The 22,386-nt window shown below is 59.4% G+C and carries 22 protein-coding genes and 3 tRNA genes; 15 read left to right on the top strand and 10 right to left on the bottom strand.

Features of this window, described 5'->3' with window-relative positions:
* Positions 1-24 precede the first annotated feature (24 nt).
* Complete coding sequence (locus RF819_RS19250; RefSeq protein WP_078366447.1) at positions 25-939, bottom strand: PP2C family protein-serine/threonine phosphatase; 915 nt, start codon at positions 937-939, stop codon at positions 25-27.
* A complete protein-coding gene (locus tag RF819_RS19255) occupies positions 936-1,943 on the bottom strand; it encodes a serine/threonine protein kinase (RefSeq protein WP_078367077.1) in 1,008 nt (335 codons plus the stop codon). Before RF819_RS19255 ends, RF819_RS19250 begins: the two co-directional genes overlap by 4 nt.
* Before the next feature lie 77 nt (positions 1,944-2,020).
* Here RF819_RS19255 and RF819_RS19260 point away from each other — a divergent pair, with 77 nt between their 5' ends.
* The 4 genes from RF819_RS19260 (at position 2,021) to RF819_RS19275 (ending at position 6,173) form a co-directional block, all read left to right on the top strand.
* The gene (locus RF819_RS19260) at positions 2,021-2,938 is read left to right on the top strand and encodes a YicC/YloC family endoribonuclease (protein ID WP_078366448.1); all 918 of its coding nucleotides are present in this window, start codon (positions 2,021-2,023) and stop codon (positions 2,936-2,938) included.
* 6 nt (positions 2,939-2,944) lie between these two features.
* The gene (gene gmk, locus RF819_RS19265) at positions 2,945-3,565 is read left to right on the top strand and encodes a guanylate kinase (protein WP_078366449.1); all 621 of its coding nucleotides are present in this window, start codon (positions 2,945-2,947) and stop codon (positions 3,563-3,565) included.
* 26 nt (positions 3,566-3,591) lie between these two features.
* Positions 3,592-3,795: a DNA-directed RNA polymerase subunit omega gene (gene rpoZ, locus RF819_RS19270; RefSeq protein WP_078366450.1), complete on the top strand. Its 204-nt coding sequence runs from the start codon at positions 3,592-3,594 to the stop codon at positions 3,793-3,795.
* Positions 3,796-3,887: 92 nt separating this feature from the next.
* Positions 3,888-6,173 carry a RelA/SpoT family protein gene (locus RF819_RS19275; protein WP_078366451.1) on the top strand — a complete coding sequence of 762 codons (2,286 nt, stop codon included), beginning with the start codon at positions 3,888-3,890 and terminating at the stop codon, positions 6,171-6,173.
* Positions 6,174-6,340: 167 nt separating this feature from the next.
* Here the strand turns inward: RF819_RS19275 and RF819_RS19280 are convergent.
* The 3 genes from RF819_RS19280 to hrcA all read right to left on the bottom strand — a co-directional run bounded on the left by RF819_RS19280 (position 6,341) and on the right by hrcA (position 7,829).
* Positions 6,341-6,417: transfer RNA gene (locus RF819_RS19280), tRNA-Arg, on the bottom strand.
* A gap of 307 nt (positions 6,418-6,724) precedes the next feature.
* A tRNA-Ile gene (locus RF819_RS19285) sits at positions 6,725-6,801 on the bottom strand.
* Between the two features lie 23 nt (positions 6,802-6,824).
* Positions 6,825-7,829, bottom strand: a complete 1,005-nt coding sequence (gene hrcA / locus RF819_RS19290) for a heat-inducible transcriptional repressor HrcA (protein WP_078366452.1) — start codon at positions 7,827-7,829, stop codon at positions 6,825-6,827.
* Positions 7,830-7,986: 157 nt separating this feature from the next.
* Between hrcA and RF819_RS19295 the strand changes: the two genes are divergently transcribed.
* From RF819_RS19295 to rapZ, 3 genes are read left to right on the top strand one after another with little or no spacing between them, the layout of a single operon-like run.
* The gene (locus RF819_RS19295) at positions 7,987-8,889 is read left to right on the top strand and encodes an NAD kinase (protein ID WP_078367078.1); all 903 of its coding nucleotides are present in this window, start codon (positions 7,987-7,989) and stop codon (positions 8,887-8,889) included.
* The gene (gene recN, locus RF819_RS19300; protein ID WP_078366453.1) at positions 8,886-10,538 is read left to right on the top strand and encodes a DNA repair protein RecN; all 1,653 of its coding nucleotides are present in this window, start codon (positions 8,886-8,888) and stop codon (positions 10,536-10,538) included. The genes RF819_RS19295 and recN overlap by 4 nt, the downstream gene beginning before the upstream one ends.
* Positions 10,539-10,541: 3 nt before the next feature.
* The gene (gene rapZ / locus RF819_RS19305) at positions 10,542-11,450 is read left to right on the top strand and encodes an RNase adapter RapZ (protein WP_078366454.1); all 909 of its coding nucleotides are present in this window, start codon (positions 10,542-10,544) and stop codon (positions 11,448-11,450) included.
* Here the strand turns inward: rapZ and mutY are convergent.
* From mutY to mutM, 3 genes are all read right to left on the bottom strand, one after another.
* A complete protein-coding gene (gene mutY, locus RF819_RS19310) occupies positions 11,428-12,474 on the bottom strand; it encodes an A/G-specific adenine glycosylase (protein WP_078366455.1) in 1,047 nt (348 codons plus the stop codon). The two genes, rapZ and mutY, sit on opposite strands and share 23 nt — an antisense overlap.
* Entirely contained in the window at positions 12,464-14,413 is a 1,950-nt protein-coding gene (locus tag RF819_RS19315) for a dynamin family protein (RefSeq protein WP_078366456.1), read from the bottom strand. Before RF819_RS19315 ends, mutY begins: the two co-directional genes overlap by 11 nt.
* 69 nt (positions 14,414-14,482) lie before the next feature.
* The gene (mutM, locus tag RF819_RS19320) at positions 14,483-15,298 is read right to left on the bottom strand and encodes a bifunctional DNA-formamidopyrimidine glycosylase/DNA-(apurinic or apyrimidinic site) lyase (RefSeq protein ID WP_078366457.1); all 816 of its coding nucleotides are present in this window, start codon (positions 15,296-15,298) and stop codon (positions 14,483-14,485) included.
* Positions 15,299-15,336: 38 nt separating this feature from the next.
* On the opposite strand from mutM, the gene RF819_RS19325 reads away from it, so the two are divergent.
* The 8 genes from RF819_RS19325 to RF819_RS21165 all read left to right on the top strand — a co-directional run bounded on the left by RF819_RS19325 (position 15,337) and on the right by RF819_RS21165 (position 21,550).
* The gene (locus tag RF819_RS19325; protein WP_078366458.1) at positions 15,337-17,067 is read left to right on the top strand and encodes a tetratricopeptide repeat protein; all 1,731 of its coding nucleotides are present in this window, start codon (positions 15,337-15,339) and stop codon (positions 17,065-17,067) included.
* Between the two features lie 122 nt (positions 17,068-17,189).
* The gene (locus RF819_RS19330; RefSeq protein ID WP_242472697.1) at positions 17,190-17,582 is read left to right on the top strand and encodes a lipoprotein insertase outer membrane protein LolB; all 393 of its coding nucleotides are present in this window, start codon (positions 17,190-17,192) and stop codon (positions 17,580-17,582) included.
* Positions 17,583-17,607: 25 nt separating this feature from the next.
* Positions 17,608-18,444 (top strand): 4-(cytidine 5'-diphospho)-2-C-methyl-D-erythritol kinase, encoded by an 837-nt coding sequence (gene ispE / locus RF819_RS19335; RefSeq protein ID WP_078366460.1) that lies wholly within the window; start codon positions 17,608-17,610, stop codon positions 18,442-18,444.
* 42 nt (positions 18,445-18,486) lie between these two features.
* Positions 18,487-18,563: transfer RNA gene (locus RF819_RS19340), tRNA-Gln, on the top strand.
* Positions 18,564-18,626: 63 nt separating this feature from the next.
* Entirely contained in the window at positions 18,627-19,604 is a 978-nt protein-coding gene (locus RF819_RS19345) for a ribose-phosphate pyrophosphokinase (protein ID WP_078366461.1), read from the top strand.
* 96 nt (positions 19,605-19,700) lie between these two features.
* Positions 19,701-20,357 carry a 50S ribosomal protein L25/general stress protein Ctc gene (locus tag RF819_RS19350; RefSeq protein ID WP_078366462.1) on the top strand — a complete coding sequence of 219 codons (657 nt, stop codon included), beginning with the start codon at positions 19,701-19,703 and terminating at the stop codon, positions 20,355-20,357.
* Positions 20,358-20,426: 69 nt separating this feature from the next.
* The gene (pth, locus tag RF819_RS19355) at positions 20,427-21,095 is read left to right on the top strand and encodes an aminoacyl-tRNA hydrolase (protein ID WP_078366463.1); all 669 of its coding nucleotides are present in this window, start codon (positions 20,427-20,429) and stop codon (positions 21,093-21,095) included.
* Positions 21,092-21,550, top strand: a complete 459-nt coding sequence (locus RF819_RS21165; RefSeq protein ID WP_143541772.1) for a hypothetical protein — start codon at positions 21,092-21,094, stop codon at positions 21,548-21,550. The genes pth and RF819_RS21165 overlap by 4 nt, the downstream gene beginning before the upstream one ends.
* A 59-nt stretch (positions 21,551-21,609) precedes the next feature.
* Here the strand turns inward: RF819_RS21165 and RF819_RS19370 are convergent, their stop codons facing one another.
* Complete coding sequence (locus RF819_RS19370) at positions 21,610-21,885, bottom strand: YfhL family 4Fe-4S dicluster ferredoxin (RefSeq protein WP_078366466.1); 276 nt, start codon at positions 21,883-21,885, stop codon at positions 21,610-21,612.
* Between the two features lie 37 nt (positions 21,886-21,922).
* Positions 21,923-22,378, bottom strand: coding sequence for a universal stress protein (locus tag RF819_RS19375; RefSeq protein WP_078366467.1), 456 nt, complete (start codon positions 22,376-22,378; stop codon positions 21,923-21,925).
* Positions 22,379-22,386: the final 8 nt, after the last annotated feature.

Here is a 22,386-nt window from a genome sequence, read left to right on the forward strand (position 1 = left end):
GCAGAACCTTCTCAATAACAAAAATCAGACTTTTTTCTGGGCCGAGCGGCGGATGGCTTCGTTGATCTCGGCAATCGAGCGCTCGATCGCCTCGTCATCCAGATCGTCTTCGACCGGATCCAGCCAACCGGCCTGCACGGTCGAAGCAAACACACCATCCAGGATCGAGTCGGTGGTGATTGAGCCCCGGGTGGAGGCCAGCTCGTCAGGGGTTTCCCAGGCCAGCGCCAGACAGGTCACATTGTCGGAGCTGGGACCGGCCAGGCGCAAGGCCAGCTCCACCAGGTCGGGCACCGCCACATCCACCGGTTTGTGCAGCAGCTCAGACACCAGGGTGGGTTCGGGCACCGCCGACCACAGGCCATCCGAGCACAACATGATGCGGTCACCCAGTTGCAGACCCAGCGGCCCCTCCACCGCAAACAGCGGTTTGGTGGGTGAACCCAGACAGGTGAACAACACATGGCGGTTTTTGCCTGCCTCAGGCCGCGCGGTGGCGGGTTTGATCAGGTCCTGCTCCAGCAGCGAGTGGTCGCGCGTGCGTGTCAAGAGCTCACCCCGACGCAGCAGGTAGAGCCTGGAGTCGCCGCAGTGGGTCCACGTCAAGGCACCGTTCTGGATCACCGCCACCACAATCGTGCTGCGTGGTGCATCCAACATGGCGCGACCCGTTGCGTAACGCAGGATATGCCGGTGCGCCGAGCGCACCGCGTTGTCCAGAAAGCGGGGCACGTCCGCGAGTTCGGGTTTGGCTTCTTTCTGGAACAGGGCGGCAATGGCCTGAATCGCCAGCTGCGCCGCCACCTCCCCCTCAGGATGCCCACCCATACCGTCGGCCAGCATAAAAATGGCAGCGCTGCTGGTGTAGCAGTACCCCATGCGGTCTTCGTTCTTGTCACGCCCACCTTTGCGGCTGACCTGGAAGACAGAGAACTTCATCTGGATTTTTTGCTCGGCTCGGTGGCCTTGAGCACGGTCTTTTTGGTGCCGGTGACCATGTTGTCAAACTGCAGGCGCACCTTCTCACCCACACTCAGGCGGGTGTAGCGCCGCTCACCCGGGCTGTTGAGCTCTTTCTGCAGCGCAAACACCGACTGCGGCCTGGCCAGCGGGTCCAGCGCCATACACCATTGCACCACCTCGATCAGGTTGTCGGAATACACCCCCTGCAGGCGTTTCCAGGCGGCAGCCATCGGGTCGTTGTTGACACGCTGCGGCGCCTCGTTGGGCGGGTAACCTTGCATACAGGCGAACATGCAAGCGCCAATGGCGTAGATGTCGGTCCACGGGCCCATGGTGCTGTCGCGTCGGTACATCTCGGGCGCGGCAAAACCGGGGGTGTACATCGGGCGGATGAAGTTGCCCTCTTTGCTCAAGACCTCACGCGCCGCGCCAAAGTCGATCAACACCGCCTTGTTGTCGTCGGTGATGAAGATGTTGGCCGGTTTGATGTCCAGATGCAGCATCTTGTGCTGGTGCACGATGCGCAGGCCGCGCAGGATCTCCTCGAACAGCGAGCGGATGGTCGACTCACGGAACACCTTGGGCTGCTTGAGGTCACGCGCGATCAGGATGAAGTCCTGCAGGCTGGCGCCTTCCAGGTAGTTCATCACCATGTAAACGGTGTCGTTTTCCCGGAAGAAATTCATCACACTCACCACCGAGGGGTGAGATATCTGGGCCAGCGAGCGGCCTTCCTCGAAGAAACTCTTGAGCCCCAGGCGGTACAGCGACAATTTTTCAGGCGCCACCTGCGGCGCCAGGTCACCCGGGTCACGTGTGGTCAGCGAGGCTGGTAAGTACTCCTTGATGGCGACCTGCTGGCCGTCGTTGTCGGTGGCCAGGTAGACCACCCCAAAACCACCCGCCGCCACCTTGCGAACGACCTGATAACCACCAATGAAGGTTCCGGGAGGCAGTGGGGAGGGTTTGACCTTGGACATCATTTTTTAATCAGGAAACCGCAAGCGGGGCAAGAACCGGGTTATTCTCAAAAGTACATTTTTTGAAGAGAACCGCAATGTCAGTTTACAGCATGACCGGTTACGCCAGCGCCCAGCATAACCCGGCCAAAGAGGGCGCTGAGGGCGATAACAAACACAGCGCCAACAGCCGATTGGGCATCGAAATCCGGGCGGTCAACAGCCGCTTTCTGGACCTGTCTTTCCGCCTGCCCGAGGAGCTGCGCGCCTGCGAACCCGCCCTGCGCGAGAAGCTCAACGCCAAACTCAAACGCGGCAAGGTGGAGCTGCGGGCGTCCATCGAGAGCACCAGCAGCAGTGTGGTCACCGAGCCGTCGACCCGTCTGTTGCAACGCCTCAACGCCATTCAAGACCATGTCAAAGCCTGGCTGCCGTCGGCGCAGCCACTCAGCGTGGCCGAAGTCATCCGCCTGGCGGGGGACGAATCCCAGCCCGGCAAGGACTGGCAGGCCGAAACACTGCAACTGGCCGACGAGGTGCTCGACGCACTCATGGCCGCGCGCAAACGTGAAGGCACCCGACTGGCCGCCATGTTGTTTGACCGCATCAAGCAGTTGCGGGCGCTGGCGGCCCAGGCCGAGCCGCTGATCCCGCTGCTGGTGACACAACAACGCCAACGTTTTCTGGACCGCTGGGCGCAGGCGATGGAGCTCACCGACGGCCAGGCCAAGTCCGAGATGGCCCAAGACCGGGCGCTGACCGAAGCCACCGCGTTTGCCATCCGCATTGATGTGGCCGAAGAGCTGACTCGGCTGGCCTCTCACCTGGACGAGCTGGAGCGCCTGGTCAAAAAAGGTGGCGACATCGGCAAACGGCTGGACTTCCTGATTCAGGAGCTGCATCGCGAGGCCAATACCCTGGGCTCCAAGTCTGCCGCGCTGGAACTGACCCACATTTCGGTGGACATGAAAGTGCTGATCGAGCAAATGCGCGAGCAGGTGCAAAACATAGAATAAGCGCCTATGGATTACCCCGGAAACCTCTTTGTTGTCGCCGCCCCCAGCGGAGCTGGCAAATCCAGCTTGGTCAAGGCCTTGCTGGAACTCGATTCCCTTGTACAACCTTCGGTGTCACACACCACCCGCGCACCCCGCGGGCAGGAAAAACATGGGCGCGAGTATTTTTTTGTGCCTGACACCGAGTTTGATGCCATGGTGCAGACAGACGCCTTCGTCGAATGGGCGCATGTGCACAACCACCGCTACGGCACCTCGAAAAAGGCGATCGAAGAACGCATGAGCCAGGGCGCTGATGTGATTCTGGAGATTGACTTTCAAGGTGCGTTGCAGATCAAACAAGTGTTTGCCAATGCCGTGACCATCTTCATCCTGCCGCCCAGCTGGGATGAGTTGCGCTCGCGGCTGGAGCGACGTGGTGAAGACACGGCAGCAGTGATTGAAGTCCGGCTGCAGAACGCGGCTTTAGAGATGGCACAGGTCAACCAGTTTGACTTCGTTATAATCAATGAGTTGTTCGACCGGGCTGTGTTTGATCTCAAATCCATCGTCCACGCCCAACGACTCAAGTACCTGGCACAGCGCCGTGCCAGGGCTGAAACATTCAAAGCACTGCATATTTCTTAGTGCGCCCACCTGGTTCTGGAGAAGTCATGGCCCGTATCACTGTTGAAGACTGCCTGGTGCAGATTCCCAATCGCTTTCAGCTGGTATTGGCTGCGTCCTACCGTGCCCGCATGCTGAGCCAAGGCCACAGCCCCAAGGTTGAGAGCAAGAACAAACCGGGCGTGACCGCCCTGCGCGAAATTGCAGCAGGCAAGATTGGCATCGAGATGTTGAAAAAAGTGCCGCTCTGAGTTCACAGGCACGCTGACATAAAAAGCACCGCTCTGCGGTGCTTTTTTGTTTCATTTGTGTCATAGGCTTACACGCAGGCTATATTTCAGGGATGCGCACCCCCGTCCAACCCGTTTCCGTTGTCAGCCACATCCCACCCAAACCCGCGCCCAAGGCGCTCAGTTCGGCGGGCATGAATGCAGCTGCAGCGAGCTTGGCAAGCCTCACCAACAAGCTGGACTATTTGAGTCCGGCCGATCTGGCCAGCGTGCGGCAAGCCTACCGGTTTGCCGACGAAGCCCATCTGGGCCAATTGCGCAACAGCGGAGAGCCCTACATCACCCACCCCATCGCTGTGGCGGCCCAATGTGCCGAATGGAAACTTGACGCCCAGGCCTTGATGGCGGCCCTGTTGCATGACGCCATGGAAGACTGTGGCATTGCCAAATCGGAACTGATTGAGCGCTTTGGTACCTCGGTGGCAGAGCTGGTCGATGGCTTGACCAAGCTGGAAAAACTGCACTTCAACACACGTGAGGAGAACCAGGCCGAGTCGTTTCGCAAAATGCTGCTGGCCATGGCACGTGATGTACGTGTCATCCTGATCAAGCTGGCAGACCGCACCCACAACATGCGCACGCTGTCGGACGCGCCACGCGAAAAATGGGGGCGCATCGCTTCGGAAACGCTGGACATTTACGCCCCCATCGCCTACCGCTTGGGGCTGAACCAGACCTACCGCGAGTTGCAGGATCTGTCCTTCAAGTACCTCAACCCCTGGCGACACAGCGTTCTGACCAAAGCGGTAGCCAAAGCACGAAGCCGACGACGCGACCTGATTCAAAAGGTGCATGCGGACCTGGACAACACCTTTGCGCAACACGACATGCCGGTCAGGATCGCCGGGCGCGAAAAAACCATCTTCTCCATCTACAAAAAGATGGAGGAAAAAAATCTCAGCTTTGCCCAGGTCACCGATATCTACGGATTTCGCATCATCGTCCCGAACCTGGTTGACTGCTACACCGCTTTGGGTATGCTGCACCAGCTCTACAAGCCGGTTCCCGGCAAGTTCAAAGACCACATTGCTATCAGCAAAATCAACGGTTACCAGTCGCTGCACACCACGCTGGTCGGCCCTTCGGGGATCAACGTCGAGTTTCAACTGCGCACCGAGGCGATGCATCTGGTGGCTGAAACTGGTGTAGCGGCGCACTGGTTGTACAAGGAAGCGTCCAACGATGATGTCGGCCAGAACGACCGCATGGGTTCCAAATGGCTGCAGTCACTGCTGGACATCCAGGACGAAAACCGGGATGCCACAGAGTTCTGGGAACATGTCAAGGTAGACCTTTTTCCCGATGCGGTTTACGTGTTCACGCCCAAGAGCCAGATCATGGCCATGCCTCGCGGAGCCACCGTGATCGATTTTGCCTATGCCATCCACAGCAACGTGGGCGACCACACGCTGTCGGCCAAAATCAACAACGAACCCGTGACCTTGCGGACCGAGGTCAAAAATGGTGATGTGATCGAGGTCATCACCTCACCTGACGCTACACCCAACCCGGCCTGGCTGGGATTTGTCAGGACAGCGCGCGCACGTTCCAAGATACGCCAACACCTCAAGACCTTGGCCCAGACAGAGTCGGAGAGCCTTGGCGAAAAAATGCTGATCCAGGCCTTGCGGGCGGAAGGCATCGAGAACTTACCCGACCACTCTGGCGCCAAGGCCGCTGTGTGGGACAAGTTGTTGCGTTTCAGTGGCAACAGGACCCCATCCGAACTGATGACAGACATTGGCCTGGGCAAACGCATCGCCAGCATCGTCGCCAAACGTTTGGCCATGTTGCTTGCTGACAGCGGGGAAAAGCCCGATGCCCTGCTGCTGACCCGGGAACGTTTTGTGGCTGGCGAGAACATCTCCCAGGGCAGTGTGTCCATTGATGGCAGCGAAAGCACCTCGGTACGTTTTGCCCATTGTTGCCGCCCGATTCCTGGCGACAGCATTGTGGGTTACCTGGGCCGTGGTGAGGGGTTAACGATCCACACGGGCGACTGTCAGGTCGCCAAAAAACTGCACCACAAAGACAGCGAACGTTTTATCAGTGTGGAATGGTCCGATGAACCCATGCGGACCTTCGAGACAGGTATTGTTGTCACCGTCACCAATGGCAAGGGTGTGTTGGCCCGTGTCGCCAGCGCGCTGGCATCTGGCGAAGCAGACATCACCCAGGTTGACATGACCAATGAATCTGCGCATGGGGTGATGGAGTTGCGGTTTGTCATTGCGGTGCGTGATTTGAGCCAGCTTGAAACCGTGTTCAAACACCTGCGCCGCACCGCTGCGGTTCTGAAAGTGCAGCGCTCCAAAAACACCTCCCCCATCGCCGCATAGCCAGATTCACTTGGCGCGCGAGTAAAAAATCGCCAGACCCCAATGCGCGGGTGATCTGCGACATCGCGTATTCGGGTGTCACATCACCCGGCATGCAGCGCCAGGTCAAATATTTGAATTCAAAAACGAAAAAGCCCTAGAACATCTCTGTTCTAGGGCTTGTCGTTTGGTGCGGCTGGCAGGAATTGAACCCACGACCCCTTGGTTCGTAGCCAAGTACTCTATCCAACTGAGCTACAGCCGCTAAGCTATCAATTATAGCCTAAAAATTGGCATGCCGCCACAGACTTGAACTTTGGGCCAAAGAATTCTGCGTTTGACTGATTATTCTTGGTACCTCAAATGCTTTCGCTCTATGCACTTCTACAAACAAATCGAGATCGCTTTTAGCCAGGAATAAAGCAACGTGGTTAAGCCAGATGACCCTGTGTGTCATCTCCTGCGCAATGGCTGGCAACCAAACTATCAAAAATTTGACACAGGGCCTCATTTGTAGGCACCAACGACAAAGGCCTGCTGACGCAGGCCTTTGATTGTGTTCATAATTTAATTGGTAGGGCGTCACAGACTTGAACTGTGGACCAAAGGATTATGAGTCCTCTGCTCTAACCAACTGAGCTAACGCCCCAACCGAACCGGCAATTGTAGGGGCTACTTGTGGTGGCTCAGCGCGTTGCTGACCAGTTTGGAGGTGATGTCCACAATCTGGATCATGCGGTCATAGGGCATGCGTGTGGGCCCAACCACACCGAGGGTACCGACCACCTGGCCATCGACCTCGTAAGGGGCACTGACAATGGACAGGTCCTCAAACGGAATCACCTGGCTTTCGCCACCGATAAAAATGCGCACACCTTCGGCGCGTCCGGTCACATCCAGCAAACGCATCAACTGGGCTTTTTGCTCAAACAGGTCGAACGCACGGCGCAAATGGCCCATGTCATTGGCAAAGTCACTCACCGACAACAGATTGCGCTCACCGGCAATGATCACCTCGTCGGCGGTTTCAGACAGCACCTCGGAGTTGGCAGCCACGGCAGCGTGCATCAGGCTGGCAATCTCTGCACGCAAGGACTCCACCTCGTTTTTCAGCCGCTCGCGCACCTGCTCGATGTCCAGACCGATGTAATTGGCATTCAGGAAGTTGGCCGCCTCGACCAGCTGCTGCTGCTCGTAGTCGACCTCGGTGAAGATCACGCGGTTTTGCACATCCCCTTCCGGCGAGACGATGATCACCAGCAAGCGCCGCTCGGACAACCGCAAGAACTCAATGTGCCGAAAAACCGTGGTGCGCCGCGGCGCCACCACCACACCCACAAACTGGGACAGACTGGAGAGCAGATTGGCCGCGTTGGAAATCACCTTCTGCGGCTGGTCGTGGGCCAGACTGTGTTCACCAAACGGGTTGCGCTGGACCGTCAACATGGTGTCCACAAACAAGCGGTAGCCGCGTGCGGTGGGAATGCGCCCGGCCGAGGTGTGTGGGCTGACGATCAGACCCAGATCCTCCAGGTCTGACATCACGTTGCGGATGGTGGCGGGTGAAAGCTCCAGCCCGGATGCCTTGGACAAAGTGCGCGACCCCACCGGCTGGCCATCAGCGATGTAACGCTCAACCAGCGCTTTGAGTAATAACTTGGCACGGTCATCCAGCATGCTGTCATTTTACGGACATCTTGTCAGAGCCAAAGACCAGGAAAGAACACCCTTGGTACCGCTTCAAACAGGGATGCTGTATGCCAGTGTTGTCCGTGAAGCTGGTTTTTTCAAAGGCGTCACCGGCCTGCCATGGCTTTGGTGTTGTAATTTGCAGATGGATTCCAAATTCAAGCTTGTTGCACTGATCGGCAAATACCAGACCAGCGCCGGTGTTGCCGCCGTTGCCAGCGCGCGCGCGGCACTGGACGCGGTGGCGCATTTTCTGCACGACCAGGGCTGTGATGTGGTGCTGGAGCGTGACACGGCGCTCAACATGGGGATGGTGACCCACCCGACGCTGACCGTGCCACAGATCGGCGAACAATGTGACCTGGGCCTGGTGGTGGGGGGTGACGGTACCATGCTGGGCATTGGCAGACAACTGGCCGCATATGGTGTGCCGCTGATTGGCATCAACCAGGGCCGTCTGGGCTTCATCACCGACATTCCCTATGGCAACTTTGCCGCCTGCCTGAGCCTCATGCTGCGTGGTGAATATGTGGAAGACCACCGCAGCCTGATGACTGGCCGGGTGATGCGCGATGGGCACTGCGTCTACAACGCCACCGCGCTCAACGATGTGGTGGTGAACCGTGGTGCCACCTCGGGCATGGTGGAGTTGCGGGTGGAGGTGGATGGCCACTTTGTCGCGAACCAGCGTGCTGATGGACTGATCATCGCGACACCCACCGGATCAACTGCTTATGCATTGTCATCGGGCGGGCCTTTGTTACACCCCTCCATTCCCGGCTGGGTGATGGTACCGATTGCCCCACATACATTGTCAAATCGGCCGATAGTCCTTGCCAACACATCGCATATAGCTATTGAAGTAGTAGCTGGCCGGGATGCCAGCGCGAGTTTTGACCAGCAATCCCTGGCGTCCCTGATGCATGGTGACCGGATTGAAGTCACCCGGTCCAACCACCATGTGCGGTTTTTGCATCCCAAGGGCTGGTCCTACTTTGATACCCTGCGGGAAAAACTGCATTGGAACGAAGGAGTAACCTCAACGTGAGTCTCAAACGCATCGTCCTGCGCGACTTTGTCATCGTCAGCGAACTTGACCTGGAACTGGCCAACGGCTTCACCGTGTTGACCGGTGAGACCGGCGCTGGCAAATCCATCCTGGTGGACGCCTTGCAGCTGGTGACCGGCGGGCGTGCCGATGTCAGTGTGATCCGTGAAGGTGCGACACGCACCGACGTCAGCGCCGAGTTCGAGGCCACAACCAGCGTGGCCAGCTGGCTGGACGAGGCCGGGTTCGAGCACGACAGCAGCCTGCTGCTGCGTCGCACCGTTGACGCCCAGGGCAAAAGCCGCGCCTGGATCAACGGCAGCCCCGCCACCGCCACCCAGTTGCGCGCCTTGGGGGAACTGCTACTCGACATCCATGGGCAACACGCCTGGCAAAGCCTGACACGCCCGGAGTCCGTGCGTGGCCTGCTCGACGCCTACGCGAAGGTGTCGACCGATGGCGTGGCAGCACAGTGGCAGCTGTGGCGCACCGCCCAGGACCAGCTGGCACAGGCCCGCACCTCGCAGGACTCTTTGCTCAACGAACGTGAGCGCCTGAACTGGCAGATTGGTGAGCTGGAAAAACTCGCACCGGCAGTGGACGAATGGCCCGCCTTGAACGCCGAGCACAGCCGCCTCTCCAACGCCCAGGCCCTGTTGGACGCTGCGCAATCGGCCTTGCAGGCACTCGATGAGGCCGACAGCAATGCCTGTAGCCTGAGCGGCAGTGCCTGCGAAGCACTTCAAAAACAAGAGCATATTGAGCCCGTATTTAAAGGGCTGAGCGAGGTTTTGACATCCAGCCTGGCTCAGTTGGAGGATGTGGTGCACTCACTGCGTGTCTACCTTCGCAAAACCGAGCTGGACCCGGATCGGCTCAGCGCGCTGGATGAACGCTTGGGCCTGTGGATGGCACTGGCGCGCCGTTACAAACGCAGCCCCGAGGAGCTGGTGGACCTGTTGTCTGGCTGGAAAGCTCAGCTGCGTGCGCTGGACGCTGCGGCCGACCTGCAGGCGCTGGAGAGTGCGGTGGCCTCTGCCTGGCAAAGTTATCAGGTAGAGGCTGGTAAGCTGACCCGAGCCCGGCAAAAGTCAGCCCCCAAGCTGGCCCAGACCATCACCCTGGCGATGCAGGGGCTGGGCATGCAAGGCGGCCAGTTCGAGGTGGCCATCCAGCCTGCAGGCCAGCCTTTGATGACGGGGTTGGAGGACATCCAGTTTCTGGTGGCAGGCCATGCGGGCAGCACCCCGCGCCCGGTCAACAAAGTGGCTTCAGGAGGTGAGTTGTCACGCCTGGCGCTGGCGATTGCGGTCACCACCAGCCAGCTGGGTACCGCCCAAACCCTGATTTTTGACGAGGTCGACGCCGGTGTCGGTGGTGCAGTGGCCGAAACCGTGGGGCGGCTGATGCGCCAGCTCGGCGTTGACCGGCAGGTGCTGGCCGTGACCCATCTGCCGCAGGTGGCCGCCTGTGCCGACCAGCACCTGGTGGTCAGCAAACAACTGGCGGGCAGCGCCACCGTGAGTTCGGTCACCCCGGTCAAAGGTGAAGATCGCGTCACCGAACTGGCCCGCATGCTGGGTGGTGAACGCATTCTGGCCAGCACCCTGACCCATGCACGTGACATGCTGCAAGTGCAGGGAGCCTGACACATGAATACCAGCCCCAATGTGCAGATTGTGCTGATCACCGGCATGTCCGGCTCGGGCAAATCGGTGGCCTTGCACGCGCTGGAAGACCTGGGTTTTTATTGTGTGGACAACCTGCCGCCCGAGCTGCTGATGCAGCTGGTGGATCTGGAGCATGCCCACCATGCCAAACATCTGGCGATTGCCATCGACGTGCGCAGCGCCAGCTCGCTGCCACTGGTGCCAGAGCAGTTGAAACAGCTCAAGGCGCGCGGGCTGCAGGTCGATTCCATCTTTCTGGATGCCACCACCGACACGCTTATTCGCCGCTTTTCAGAAACACGCAGGCGCCACCCTTTGTCCCGGGGCGGGCCAGAAAACGCCCTGCTGGACCAACGCCATGCGCTGGCCGACGCCATTGAGCTGGAGCGCAACCTGCTCAGCGACCTGCGCATGCAGGCCCATGTGATCGACTCCAGTGTGATCCGTCCGACCCAGCTGCAGAGTTATGTCAAAGCCTTCATCGCCGCGCCCGGTGAACAGTTAACGCTGGTGTTTGAATCTTTTTCGTTCAAACGCGGCATCCCGAGCGACGCCGATTTTGTGTTTGATGTGCGCATGTTGCCCAACCCACATTACGAGCCCGAACTGCGTGCTCTGACCGGGCAAGATGCGCCGGTGGCCGACTACCTGAGGCGGCAACCCGAGGTGCAGCGCATGCTGGACCAGATTCACACCTTCCTGAACAACTGGATGAACGATCTGGCGCAAAACCACCGCAGTTATGTGACCGTGGCCATCGGCTGCACCGGCGGGCAGCATCGCTCGGTGTACCTGGTGGAACAACTCACCGCCTTGTTTGCACCGCACTGGGTCACGCTCAAGCGGCACCGTGAAATGGATGCCCGTTTTAGCACGTCAGCAACTTCCTGATCGGTGCCGGCAGCCCCAGGCTTGGCCAGCGTTCAGCCTCCACCCAGGCGCCGGCCACATCCGGTGGTGAGCCCGTTGGCAACACCACAGATACCGGATGCAAATACAAGTCCTTGTGCGTCAACACATGCTTAATCACCGGCTGGTCTTGCAGCTGACTGTGTCGCGCCGGTGGCACACTAGCCAGCAAGGCTTCCCGGTTTTCAAACAGAGGCAGGCAATACAGACCCGCCCAGACGCCCGGTGTGGGCCGTTGGCTCAGCCAGACTGCAGCGTCGTCCGACACTGCCCACAGTAACCAGATCGTTTGCGCCGTTCTCTTGAGTTTGCGGGTCTTGACCGGAAAACTCTCCTGGCGCGCCAAGGCCTCAGCCCGGCAGTCGCCATGGAACGGACAAGCCACACAAGCGGGTTTTCTGGCGGTACAGACCGTGGCCCCCAGGTCCATGATGGCCTGGGTGTAACGTGGCATGGTGTGGGCCAGATCATGCTCTGGCAGCAGGCGATTGGCCTCCTGCCACAACTGCCGCTCGTTGGCAGAGAGCGCCAGATCAGCCTCAAACCCCAGGAAACGTGTCAGCACCCGTTTGACGTTGCCATCCAGAATCGCTACGCGTTCGCCAAAACAGATCGACGCCACCGCCGCCGCCGTGGACGGGCCGATGCCCGGCAGGGTCTGCAACAGCGCCGCAGTGCGGGGAAAGGCACCACCGTGCACCGCCATCACCTGCTGCGCACACAGGTGCATGTTGCGGGCGCGACTGTAGTAACCCAGACCACTCCACAGGCCCAGCACATCATCCAGCGGTGCCTTGGCCAGCGCCGCCACGTTTGGAAAGCGCGCCACAAACCGGGTGAAGTAGTCGCGCACGGTGACCACCTGGGTTTGCTGCAGCATGATCTCGGAGAGCCACACATGGTAGGGCTCGCGCGTGGCCTGCCAAGGCAGGTCGTGCCGACCGTGGGCACGCTGCCAGTCCACCAATCTCTGCGCAAAGTTCTGCGCGATCAACTCAAGAGGCATGCACGGCCACCCCAAAACGCGCGGGGGTGGTCATCTGCAGCAGCGAGTCGGTCAACTCCACCAGCTTGAGTTCAACCTGATCCAACTCAGTGCTGCGTGCATGGATGTCCTCAATGCGTTCGTCGAGTCCACTCGATGCCTGGCCGATACGGTCAATCGCTTCGAGCCGCCGCACAAAATTCTTGCGTCGTTCGCGCAGCTGCGAGTCGAGCTGCGACGCAGCCGATTTGCTCCAGGCCTCAATATCCCCCAGCACGGTCTCATTGACGGCACGCATGCGGGTGCTCAACGCCCGCACCAGACGATCCGCAAACTCGGGCTGCGCCAGCCTGAAAGCGTTGCCGATGCCGAGGTATTGCACATGGCTGCGCTCAATCAGGTCCAGGTCACTCAGATATGGCGCCATCTGGGGCTCATCAGGCACCTGCAGCGAAAAGCCGTATTCGGTGTTGAGTTGCAAAAAGGTGGCCGCCAACATGGCGTGGATGTCGAGCCCCTTGGCATGCACCTGGCGCAAATTAGCACGCAGGCGCTCGAAGGTTTCGCCATATGAGCGCTTGATACCCAGCTTGAAGCCTTTTTGCTTGAGCGCCGCGGTCAGTTGCGCCATCTCGTCCTTGAGAGTCTTGGGACCAAGCAAACCGAATATTTCCCGGATCAGTTTCAGGTGCACCGAACGCACCGCGTGAATTTTGACGCCAGCCGCATCAAATTCGGCCTGCTCCTGCGCCACCCGCGCCCGCATGTTTTTGATCACAGGTTGGTTCTTGCCCTGCAGACCTTTGAGTTCCAGCAGCTGCTCGGTCAGGTCGCGGCGGCGGATGTGCACACAGCGGCCGGTTTCACCGCGCAGGGCAGTGATGCCACGGCTCACCGCAGCACCCAGAATTTTTTGCCGCCGCCCCATGATGTCCTGGCTCAAGGCGTCTTCCAGTTGCTCCAGGCAACTGCGTTTGAGCAGCGCTGCGTCATTCTTGACCTTGGCAAGCAGGCCTTTCTGGGCCGACACCGCCACCACTTGGTCTGCGGGAATACCCAGAATCTCGGCCGAACCGCGTTTTTGCCGCTCAATCTGTGCCTGAACCTCCTGCGGGCTGTCCAGTGCGTCCCACAAGGTGTCGATCTTGTTCAACACCACCAGGCGTGTGGACAGGTCTTGCCCGTCTTCCACCAGGTGTTCACGCCAGATCGACAGGTCGGATTGGGTCACCCCGGTGTCAGCGCCCAGGATAAACACCACCGCCTGCGCTTGCGGGATCAGGCTGACCGTGAGCTCAGGCTCGGCACCAATCGCATTCAAGCCCGGTGTATCCAGAATGACCAGGCCCTGCTTGAGCAAAGGGTGGGCGATGTTGATCAAGGCGTGGCGCCACTTGGGCACCTCCAACAGGCCATTGGCATCAGGCACTGCATTGCCGTCGTCGCTGTGCCAGAAGCCCAGGGCACGCGCCTCGTCCTGCGTGACACGACGGGTTTCTGCCACTTTGGCAAAAGCTTCGGCCAGTTGTTTGGGGTTGTTGACCTCCAGCTCCAGCCGCTCCCACTTCTCGGGTGCCAGGCGCCACTCCATGAGGGACTGCGGCTGCAGGCGGGTCTCGATGGGCAACAGGCGCAAACACGGCGGCACCTCCGGGTCATAGGCCATCTCGGTGGGACACATGGTGGTGCGCCCGGCACTGGCAGGCATGATGCGCCGACCATAACCCGCAAAAAAGATCGCGTTGATCAACTCCGACTTGCCACGCGAAAACTCTGCCACAAAGGCCACCGTCACCTTGTCGACACGCACCTGGGTTTCGAGCCGGTGCAAACGGTCCTCCACCGATGCATCCAGCAAATCTTGGTCCTTCAACCATTGGGACAACAGCTTGAGGCGCAAGGCAAACTCACGCCGCCAGGCACTGTGCTGGTCAAATTTGTCGTTGAATGAAGTTCCCAATCTGCCTCCAAAACGTGGGTCGTCGATCAATATAGCACCCTCGCCAACGTGTCCCCTGCGCGACACCTGTCAAGCTTTTTGACAGGTCGGGCAGTAAAACGTGGATCGCTGGCCCTGGCGCAGCAGTTTGATGACCGTGTCACACCGCTTGCACGGCAAACCCGCGCGACCATAAACCATGGCTTCCAGCTGGAAGTAGCCGGGTTTGCCGTCACTGCTGGAGAAATCACGCAAGGTGCTGCCCCCCTGCTCCACCGCCCTAGCCAGCACATCACGTATGGCCGCATACAACCTGGCCGCCTTGGGGCGGCTGAGTGTATGGGCCGGGCTGGTAGGTCGGATACCTGCCAGAAACAAGGCTTCGGACGCATAGATGTTGCCCACCCCCACCACCAGTTCGCCCGCCAGCAACACCTGTTTGATCGGCATCTTTCGTCGCTTGAGGCCCTGGGTGAACAGGCCAAGCTCAAAGGTTTCCGACAGCGGCTCCATGCCCAGACGCCCCAGCAGCTTGATGGCCAGAGGGGAGCTCAAACTCTCCACGTACACCACCGCGCCAAAACGGCGTGGGTCGTTCAAGCGCAGACAACCGCGCGTGGTGACCAGTTCAAAATGGTCATGGACACCCGGCGCAGGCAGATCTGCGGAAAAACGCAGGCTGCCCGACATGCCCAGGTGCACCAGCAACCAACCCTGACTCAGTGCAATCAACAGGTATTTGCCGCGCCTGTCCACGGTTTTGACCGATCGGCCCACCAGTTCCTGGGGCAGACAAGACAGTGGCCAACGCAGCGGTTTGCCCAGGGACACCGCCAACACCTGAGCGCCCTCAATGGCATCCACAAAACTGCGGCGGGTAACTTCTACTTCAGGTAATTCAGGCATGAGACAAATATCCTTGGGGCTTGGATTATTATGAATGGATGCGACTCACATCCGTCCTCTTGCCCCTGCTGCTGTCCTGCTCGCTCGGGGTTCATGCCCAGTCCACCGGTTCCTCAGAGCCCGTCTCCAAACGCTCTGCACTGGACGCTCCGCTGTTCTACGAAATCCTGCTGGGTGAAATCAACGCCCGCGTGCAGGAACCGGGAGCGGCTTTTTCGCTGCTGCTGGATGCGGCGCAAAAAACCAAAGAGCCCGCGCTGTTTCGGCGTGCGGTTCAGGTTGCTTTGCAGGCGCGCTCGGGTGACTCCGCACTGCAGGCCGCCAGAGCCTGGAGCCAGGCCATTCCCGACTCCAGGGAAGCGAACCATTTTGTCGTGCAGATTCTGCTCGGTTTGAACCGCGTGGCCGACACCCAGGAGGTGCTCAAACGCGAGATCAGCTTGGCACCCGCCAAAGAGCGACGGGATTTGATCTGGTCTCTGCCGCAAGCATTTGAGCGCATGAGTGATCGGCCACTGGCGGCCTCCACCGTCCAGAAAGCCCTGAACCCTTGGCTCAGCGACCCAGGCTTGGGCGCCACCGCATGGGCCGTCGTCGGACGTTTGTGGCAAGCCGCCAATGACAACACCAAGGCCTTGGATGCCGCTATCAAGGGCATGGCCATGGACCCACGCTCCGAACACCCGGCGCTGCTGGCGCTGTCGCTGATGCAGCCGCAAACACCCCAAGCCGAGAGTCTGGTCAAAAAACATCTGCCCAGCGCCCGGCCAGAATTCCGCATGGCCTACATCAAGGTTCTGCTCAAAAACCGACGCGAAGACGATGCACAGCGTCAGTTGCAAACCATCCGGACCGACACCCCCGACTACCCCGATGCCTGGCTGATTGACGGCGCCTTGGCCATGCAGGCTGGCCAGTCTGCCTTGGCTGAAAAGCAATTCCAGCGTTACCTGGAGCTAGTCGACGCCCAACCTGCATTGCAACAAGCAGCAGAAACCAAACGCGGCCGCTCACAAGCCTTTTTGTCCTTGTCGCAGCTGGCGCAACAGCGCAAGGATCTCCAAGCCGCCGAGGCCTGGTTGCAACGGATCGACAACCCGGAAGATGTGTTGCGCGCACAGGTCCGCCGGGCCGCGTTGATCGCCAAACAAGGCCGGGTGGACGAGGCCATCAGCTTGATCCAGAGCCTGCCCGAAAACTCGGATGCCGATGCCGGGCTCAAACGCTCAGCCGAGGTGCAGCTGCTGCGGGATGAAAAACTTTTCACGCGCGCCCGCGACCGCTTGCAGCAACTCACCCAACAGTTCCCTGATGACCTTGAACTCCTCTACGAATTGGCCATGGCCCATGAAAGATTGGGCAACCTGGCCGAGATGGAACAGCTGCTGCGTACGCTGATCGCCGCCAGACCGGATGACGCCAACGCCTACAACGCCCTGGGTTATTCACTGGCCGATCACAACATGCGCCTGCCCGAAGCCATCGCACTGATCAAAAAAGCCCTGGAGCTCTCGCCCAACAACGCCTTTATCACCGACAGCCTGGCCTGGGCCGAGTTCCGCAGTGGCAACTTCACCGAGGCCGTGCGGCTGTTGCGCAGCGCGTACAAAGAGCGGCCAGACGCTGAAATTGCCGCCCATCTGGGCGAGGTTCTGTGGCAAGCGGGTCAACAACAAGAGGCCATCCAGGTGTTTCGCGACGGTCTCAAAATCAATCCCGACAACGACACCCTCAGCGAAACCATCCAACGCCTGCGTGTTCCGCTGTGAAGAACCGCCGCGCCGTACTTGCCGCGAGTGCGTTGTCAGCTATTTTTTTACTAGCAGGATGTGCAAGCAATACAAGGGCCAGAGGCCAAAATGGTCTTGAACCTCTGATCTGGCGCGGGCGTTTGTCCTTGCGTGTACAGGAGGATGCCAGCGCCATCTCACAACAGAGCCAGTCCTTCAGCGCAGCCTTTGAATTACAGGGCAACCCGGCGCAGGGCGAGTTGCAGTTCTTCACCCCACTGGGCAGCACAGCTGCTGCTTTGTCCTGGTCGCCCGCTGGTGCACAGCTACAGGCCAGGGGCGAAACACGTGAGTTCAGCGATCTGACACAGTTGCTCACCTCCTTGCTGGGCACCGATGTTCCGGTGGCCGCCTTGTTTGCCTGGCTGAACGGCCAGCCACAGGTGGAGCCTGGCTGGCAGGTGGATCTGTCGCAAAGAGCGCAAGGCAAAATCCAGGCGCGCCGCACCTCACCCGAACCCGCGGCTGAACTGCGGGTGCTGCTCGACGACTGACCTCCAGGCTTTTTCCCTTGCCACCATGAAATCCATCTACGACATTTGCGCGCCTGCCAAGCTCAACCTCTTTTTGCACATCGTGGGGCGCCGCCCCGATGGCTACCATTTGCTCGAATCGGTGTTCATGCTGATCGATTGGAGCGACACATTGCACGTCGAGTTACGCCAGGATGGCCAGATCAGCCGGGAAGACCTGAGCACACCCCTACCGCCCAACGACCTGATCGTGCGCGCTGCGCAGGCGCTGCAACAAGCCAGTGGCACAAGCTACGGCGCACATATTTGCATCGATAAACAGATACCCGCGCAAGCCGGCATGGGTGGTGGCTCGTCCGATGCTGCCAGCACCTTGCTGGCCTTGAACCGCTTATGGGGTCTGAACCTGAGCCTGGCGAGCCTGAAGGCCATTGGCCTGAAACTCGGGGCGGATGTACCTTTTTTCCTGGGGGGGCACAACGCCTGGGTGACCGGTATCGGCGAGATCATGACCCCCGTCGAGGTGCCTTCGGCACGGTTTGTGGTGGTCAAACCAAACCAGGGTTTGGAAACTCAGAGAATTTTTTCTCATCCAGATTTGAAAAGGGACACCAAATCCGCTATACTTTCAGGCTTCGCTGCAGACGCCTTTGGCTTCGGTCAAAACGACTTGCAGAGTGTTGCTGAGAAGTTATGCCCTGAAATCAGCCAAGCTTTGGATTGGTTAAAGACTTCAGGACTGACTGGTCGGATGACTGGCTCTGGAAGTGCGGTGTTTGCGCAAACGTTGCATAATTTTGAGACGCGCAGTGCGCCTGGGTCGTTTCAAGTCAGGTTGTGCAACAACCTGCCAGCACATCCCCTGCAAGGGTGGGCTGTCTAGGATAGGTTTATCGGTGTGTCATGCTGCATGATGCACCCGTGTAGGGGAGTCGCCAAGCTGGTTAAGGCACTGGATTTTGATTCCAGCATGCGAAGGTTCGAATCCTTCTTCCCCTGCCAAATATTCTTGCATGTTGTTTGGCAACATGCCGAAGTAACAGCGATCTACCAGTTGGGAATACCATGCAATCCGATCAACCGCCCGAGTTCATGGTTTTTACCGGCAATGCCAACCCCGCGTTGGCAGCAGACATTGCCAGCCATCTCAAAACCGGTGTGGGTGCTGCAGAAGTGGGTCGCTTCTCGGACGGTGAAGTCACCGTTGAAATCAAACAAAACGTGCGTGCCCGCGATGTGTTTGTGGTGCAGAGCACTTGCCAGCCGACCAACGAAAACCTGATGGAATTGCTGATCATGGTCGATGCGCTCAAGCGTGCATCGGCCGAGCGGATCAGCGCGGTCATCCCCTACTTTGGTTACGCCCGGCAGGACCGTCGCCCGCGCTCCAGCCGCGTGCCGATCTCGGCCAAGGTGGTCGCCAACATGCTGCAAGCCGTGGGTGTGGCCCGGGTGCTGACCATGGACTTGCATGCGGACCAGATCCAGGGCTTTTTTGACATCCCGGTGGACAACATTTACGCCTCACCGGTGTTGCTCGGTGACCTGCGCCAGAAAAATTACGATGACCTGATTGTGGTCTCGCCCGACGTGGGTGGTGTGGTGCGTGCCCGTGCGCTGGCCAAACAGCTCGGTTGTGACCTCGCCATCATCGACAAACGCCGTCCCAAGGCCAATGTCAGTGAAGTGATGCACGTGATTGGTGAAATTGAAGGTCGCAACTGCGTCATCATGGACGACATGATCGACACCGCGGGTACGCTGGTGAAAGCGGCTGAAGTGCTCAAACAACGTGGTGCCAAAAAGGTGTATGCCTATTGCACCCACCCGATTTTCTCCGGCCCGGCGATCGACCGCATCAGCAACGGCCAAGCCCTGGACGAAGTGGTGGTGACCAACACCATCCCGCTGAGCCCCAATGCCCTCGCCTGTCACAAGATACGCCAGCTCAATGTGGCACCGCTCATCGCCGAAACCATCCACCGAATTGCCCTGGGCAAGTCGGTCATGAGTTTGTTTTCTGATCAGGACAACCTGTTCTGACCGGAATCTCAAGTGGCCCGTGCGCCCATTCGGGGTGCCGGGCTTTTTTAAATCAGGGTCGCACTGGTCGCGGTCGGCCCCATCAGGAGTTAGAACATGAAATTAGTCGCTTTTGAGCGCGCCAAGCAGGGTACGGGTGCGAGCCGCCGTCTGCGCATCACCGGTCGCACGCCCGGTATCGTTTACGGTGGTGCCACCGAACCCCAACTGATCGAGTTGGACCACAACGCCTTGTGGCATGCCCTGAAGAAGGAAGCCTTCCACGCCAGCGTTCTGGACATGGACATCGGCGGCAAAGAACAAAAAGTTCTGCTGCGCGACGTGCAAGTGCACCCGTTCAAACAATTGGTTCTGCACGTGGACTTCCAGCGCGTGGATGCCAACACCAAGCTGCACATGAAGGTGCCATTGCACTTCGTGGGTGACGACCAGTCCGTGGCCGTCAAGTCTGAAGGTTGTATCGCCAACCACGTGATCAGTGAACTCGACGTGTTGTGCCTGCCCGCTGACCTGCCTGAATTCATCACCGTGGACCTGAGTGGCCTGCGCAAGGGCAGCTCGCTGCACCTGCAAGACCTGCCCCTGCCCAAGGGTGTCAAGGCCGTCTCGCACGGTAGCGACAAGAACCCGGTGGTGGTGTCGGTGGTGGTGGTTGCCGCTGCCGAAGCACCCGCCGCCGAAGCAGCACCTGCTGCTGACGCTGCAGCCAAGCCGGCTGGCAAAGCTGGCGCCAAGCCTGCTGCCAAGAAATAAGTCCTCTGCGACTATGCAAGAGCCCACTTCGGTGGGCTTTTTTTATGGCTCGCTTGCATAATTCACACCATGATTCGACTCTTTGTTGGCCTCGGCAACCCCGGGCCGGACTATGAAGCCACCCGCCACAACGCCGGGTTTTGGTGGCTTGACGCTGTCGCCAAGGCACTCAACACCTCGCTGGTGTTTGACAAAGGTTATTACGGCCTGACCGCGCGCACCGTGGTCAACGGCCAAAACGTCTGGCTGCTGGCGCCCCAGACCTTCATGAACCTGAGTGGCAAATCGGTGGCCGCGCTGGCCAACTTTTTCAAGATCAGCCCGCAGGAGATGCTGGTGGCGCATGACGAACTGGACATCGCGCCAGGAGAAGCCAAGCTCAAGTTGGGTGGCAGCCACGCCGGCCACAATGGTCTGCGCGACATCCACGCCCAGCTCGGCACCGACCAGTACTGGCGCCTGCGCCTGGGTGTGGGCCACCCGGGCAACAAGGCAGAGGTGGTGCACTGGGTGTTGAAAAAGCCCTCCCCCGACCACCGCATCGCCATCGAACAAACCATTGACCGCGCGCTCAAGGCCCTGCCACAGCTGCTGGCGGGTGACATGGAACAGGCCACCCGTTTGATCCACACCAGCAAGCCCCCCCGGCCAAAAATTCCCCGCCCTGCGCCGCCCGCAGCCTTGCCCCCCACAGACGCAGACCCCAACAGCTCCGTCATGAAAGTGGCCACACCATGAACACCCAGCGCTGGTCAATTGCTTTAATAGTTATAGCTACCAGCGCTTACTGTACTTGGGCTAGAGCCGAAAATGTCTATAAATGTGGCACAAGCTACAGCCAGTCTCCGTGCCCGGGCGGCAAACTGCTGGACGTCAACGACAGCCGCGACCCACAGCAGAAAAAACTCAAGGACGACATCACCCAGCGTGATGCCAAGTTGGCCCGGGACATGGAACAAGACCGGCTGGCCAAGGAAAAAGCGTTGCGTGCGACCGACGCCAAACGCCCCTTTGCGCCCTCACCCCCTGCTAAGGTGGTGGTGGTTCGAGAAGAACCTGTGCTCGTTCACCCCAAACGTTTGAAACACAAAACCGCCAAACAACTGGGTTTTGTGGCCGAGGTGCCCGAGGCTCGGAGCCCGCCCACCCACAAAAAATCTGCCAAAAAAACGGCGCAAAAAGACCAACCTTAGGCCAGTTTGGACACCACCCGCTCAGCGCGCACGGTGCGACACAGCCAGCAGCCCGGTGATCAAGACGACGCGGTACTCACCCCAACCGCAAGCACCTGCAAACGGCGGTATTTTTGCAGCAGGGTCTCGCGGTCTTCCACAAACGCCGGATTGACCGGAATGCAGTTCACCGGACACACCTGCACACATTGGGGCTCATCAAAATGGCCGACACACTCGGTGCACTTGGCCGGATCAATCTGGTAAAAATCCGGCCCCATCGAGATCGCCTGGTTCGGGCACTCGGGCTCACACACATCACAGTTGATGCATTCGTCTGTGATCAGCAATGCCATGCGCTGGGTCCTGGGTACACGTGAAAATGCGCGCGCTTCAAGCCGTCAGCTCAGCCTCGAGGTCTTCCGTGGCTTTCACAATCACCACCGGCACACCGGCGGCGTGCAACAGCTCGTTGGACACCGAACCCAGCAAAGCACTGCGCAAGGTGCTGGTGCCGCTGGCCCCCATCACCACCATGTCGCAGCCGTAGTTTTCCAGAATGTCCACCAGGGTGTGTGCCGGGTCGCCAGTGCTGACCTCGCTCTCAAAGGCAATGCCCGCATCCTCCAGCAGCGTCTGAGCGGGTTTCAAGGTGTTGGCACCCGCATCGGCGCTGACCTGCTCGATCACCTGCGGGTCATGGGCCACCATCAGCTCATACAGGCTGGCGTGCTCCTGCACATTGGCCAGCACCACCGAGGTGTTGAGCCCGTCACCTGCCAGACGAATGGCAAACTGCACAGCCTCCAGCGCGGCGGCCGAGCCATCAAAAGGCAAAAGAATCTTCATGGTGTTCT

The organism is Rhodoferax fermentans, assembly GCF_002017865.1.
Lineage (GTDB): Bacteria > Pseudomonadota > Gammaproteobacteria > Burkholderiales > Burkholderiaceae_C > Rhodoferax > Rhodoferax fermentans.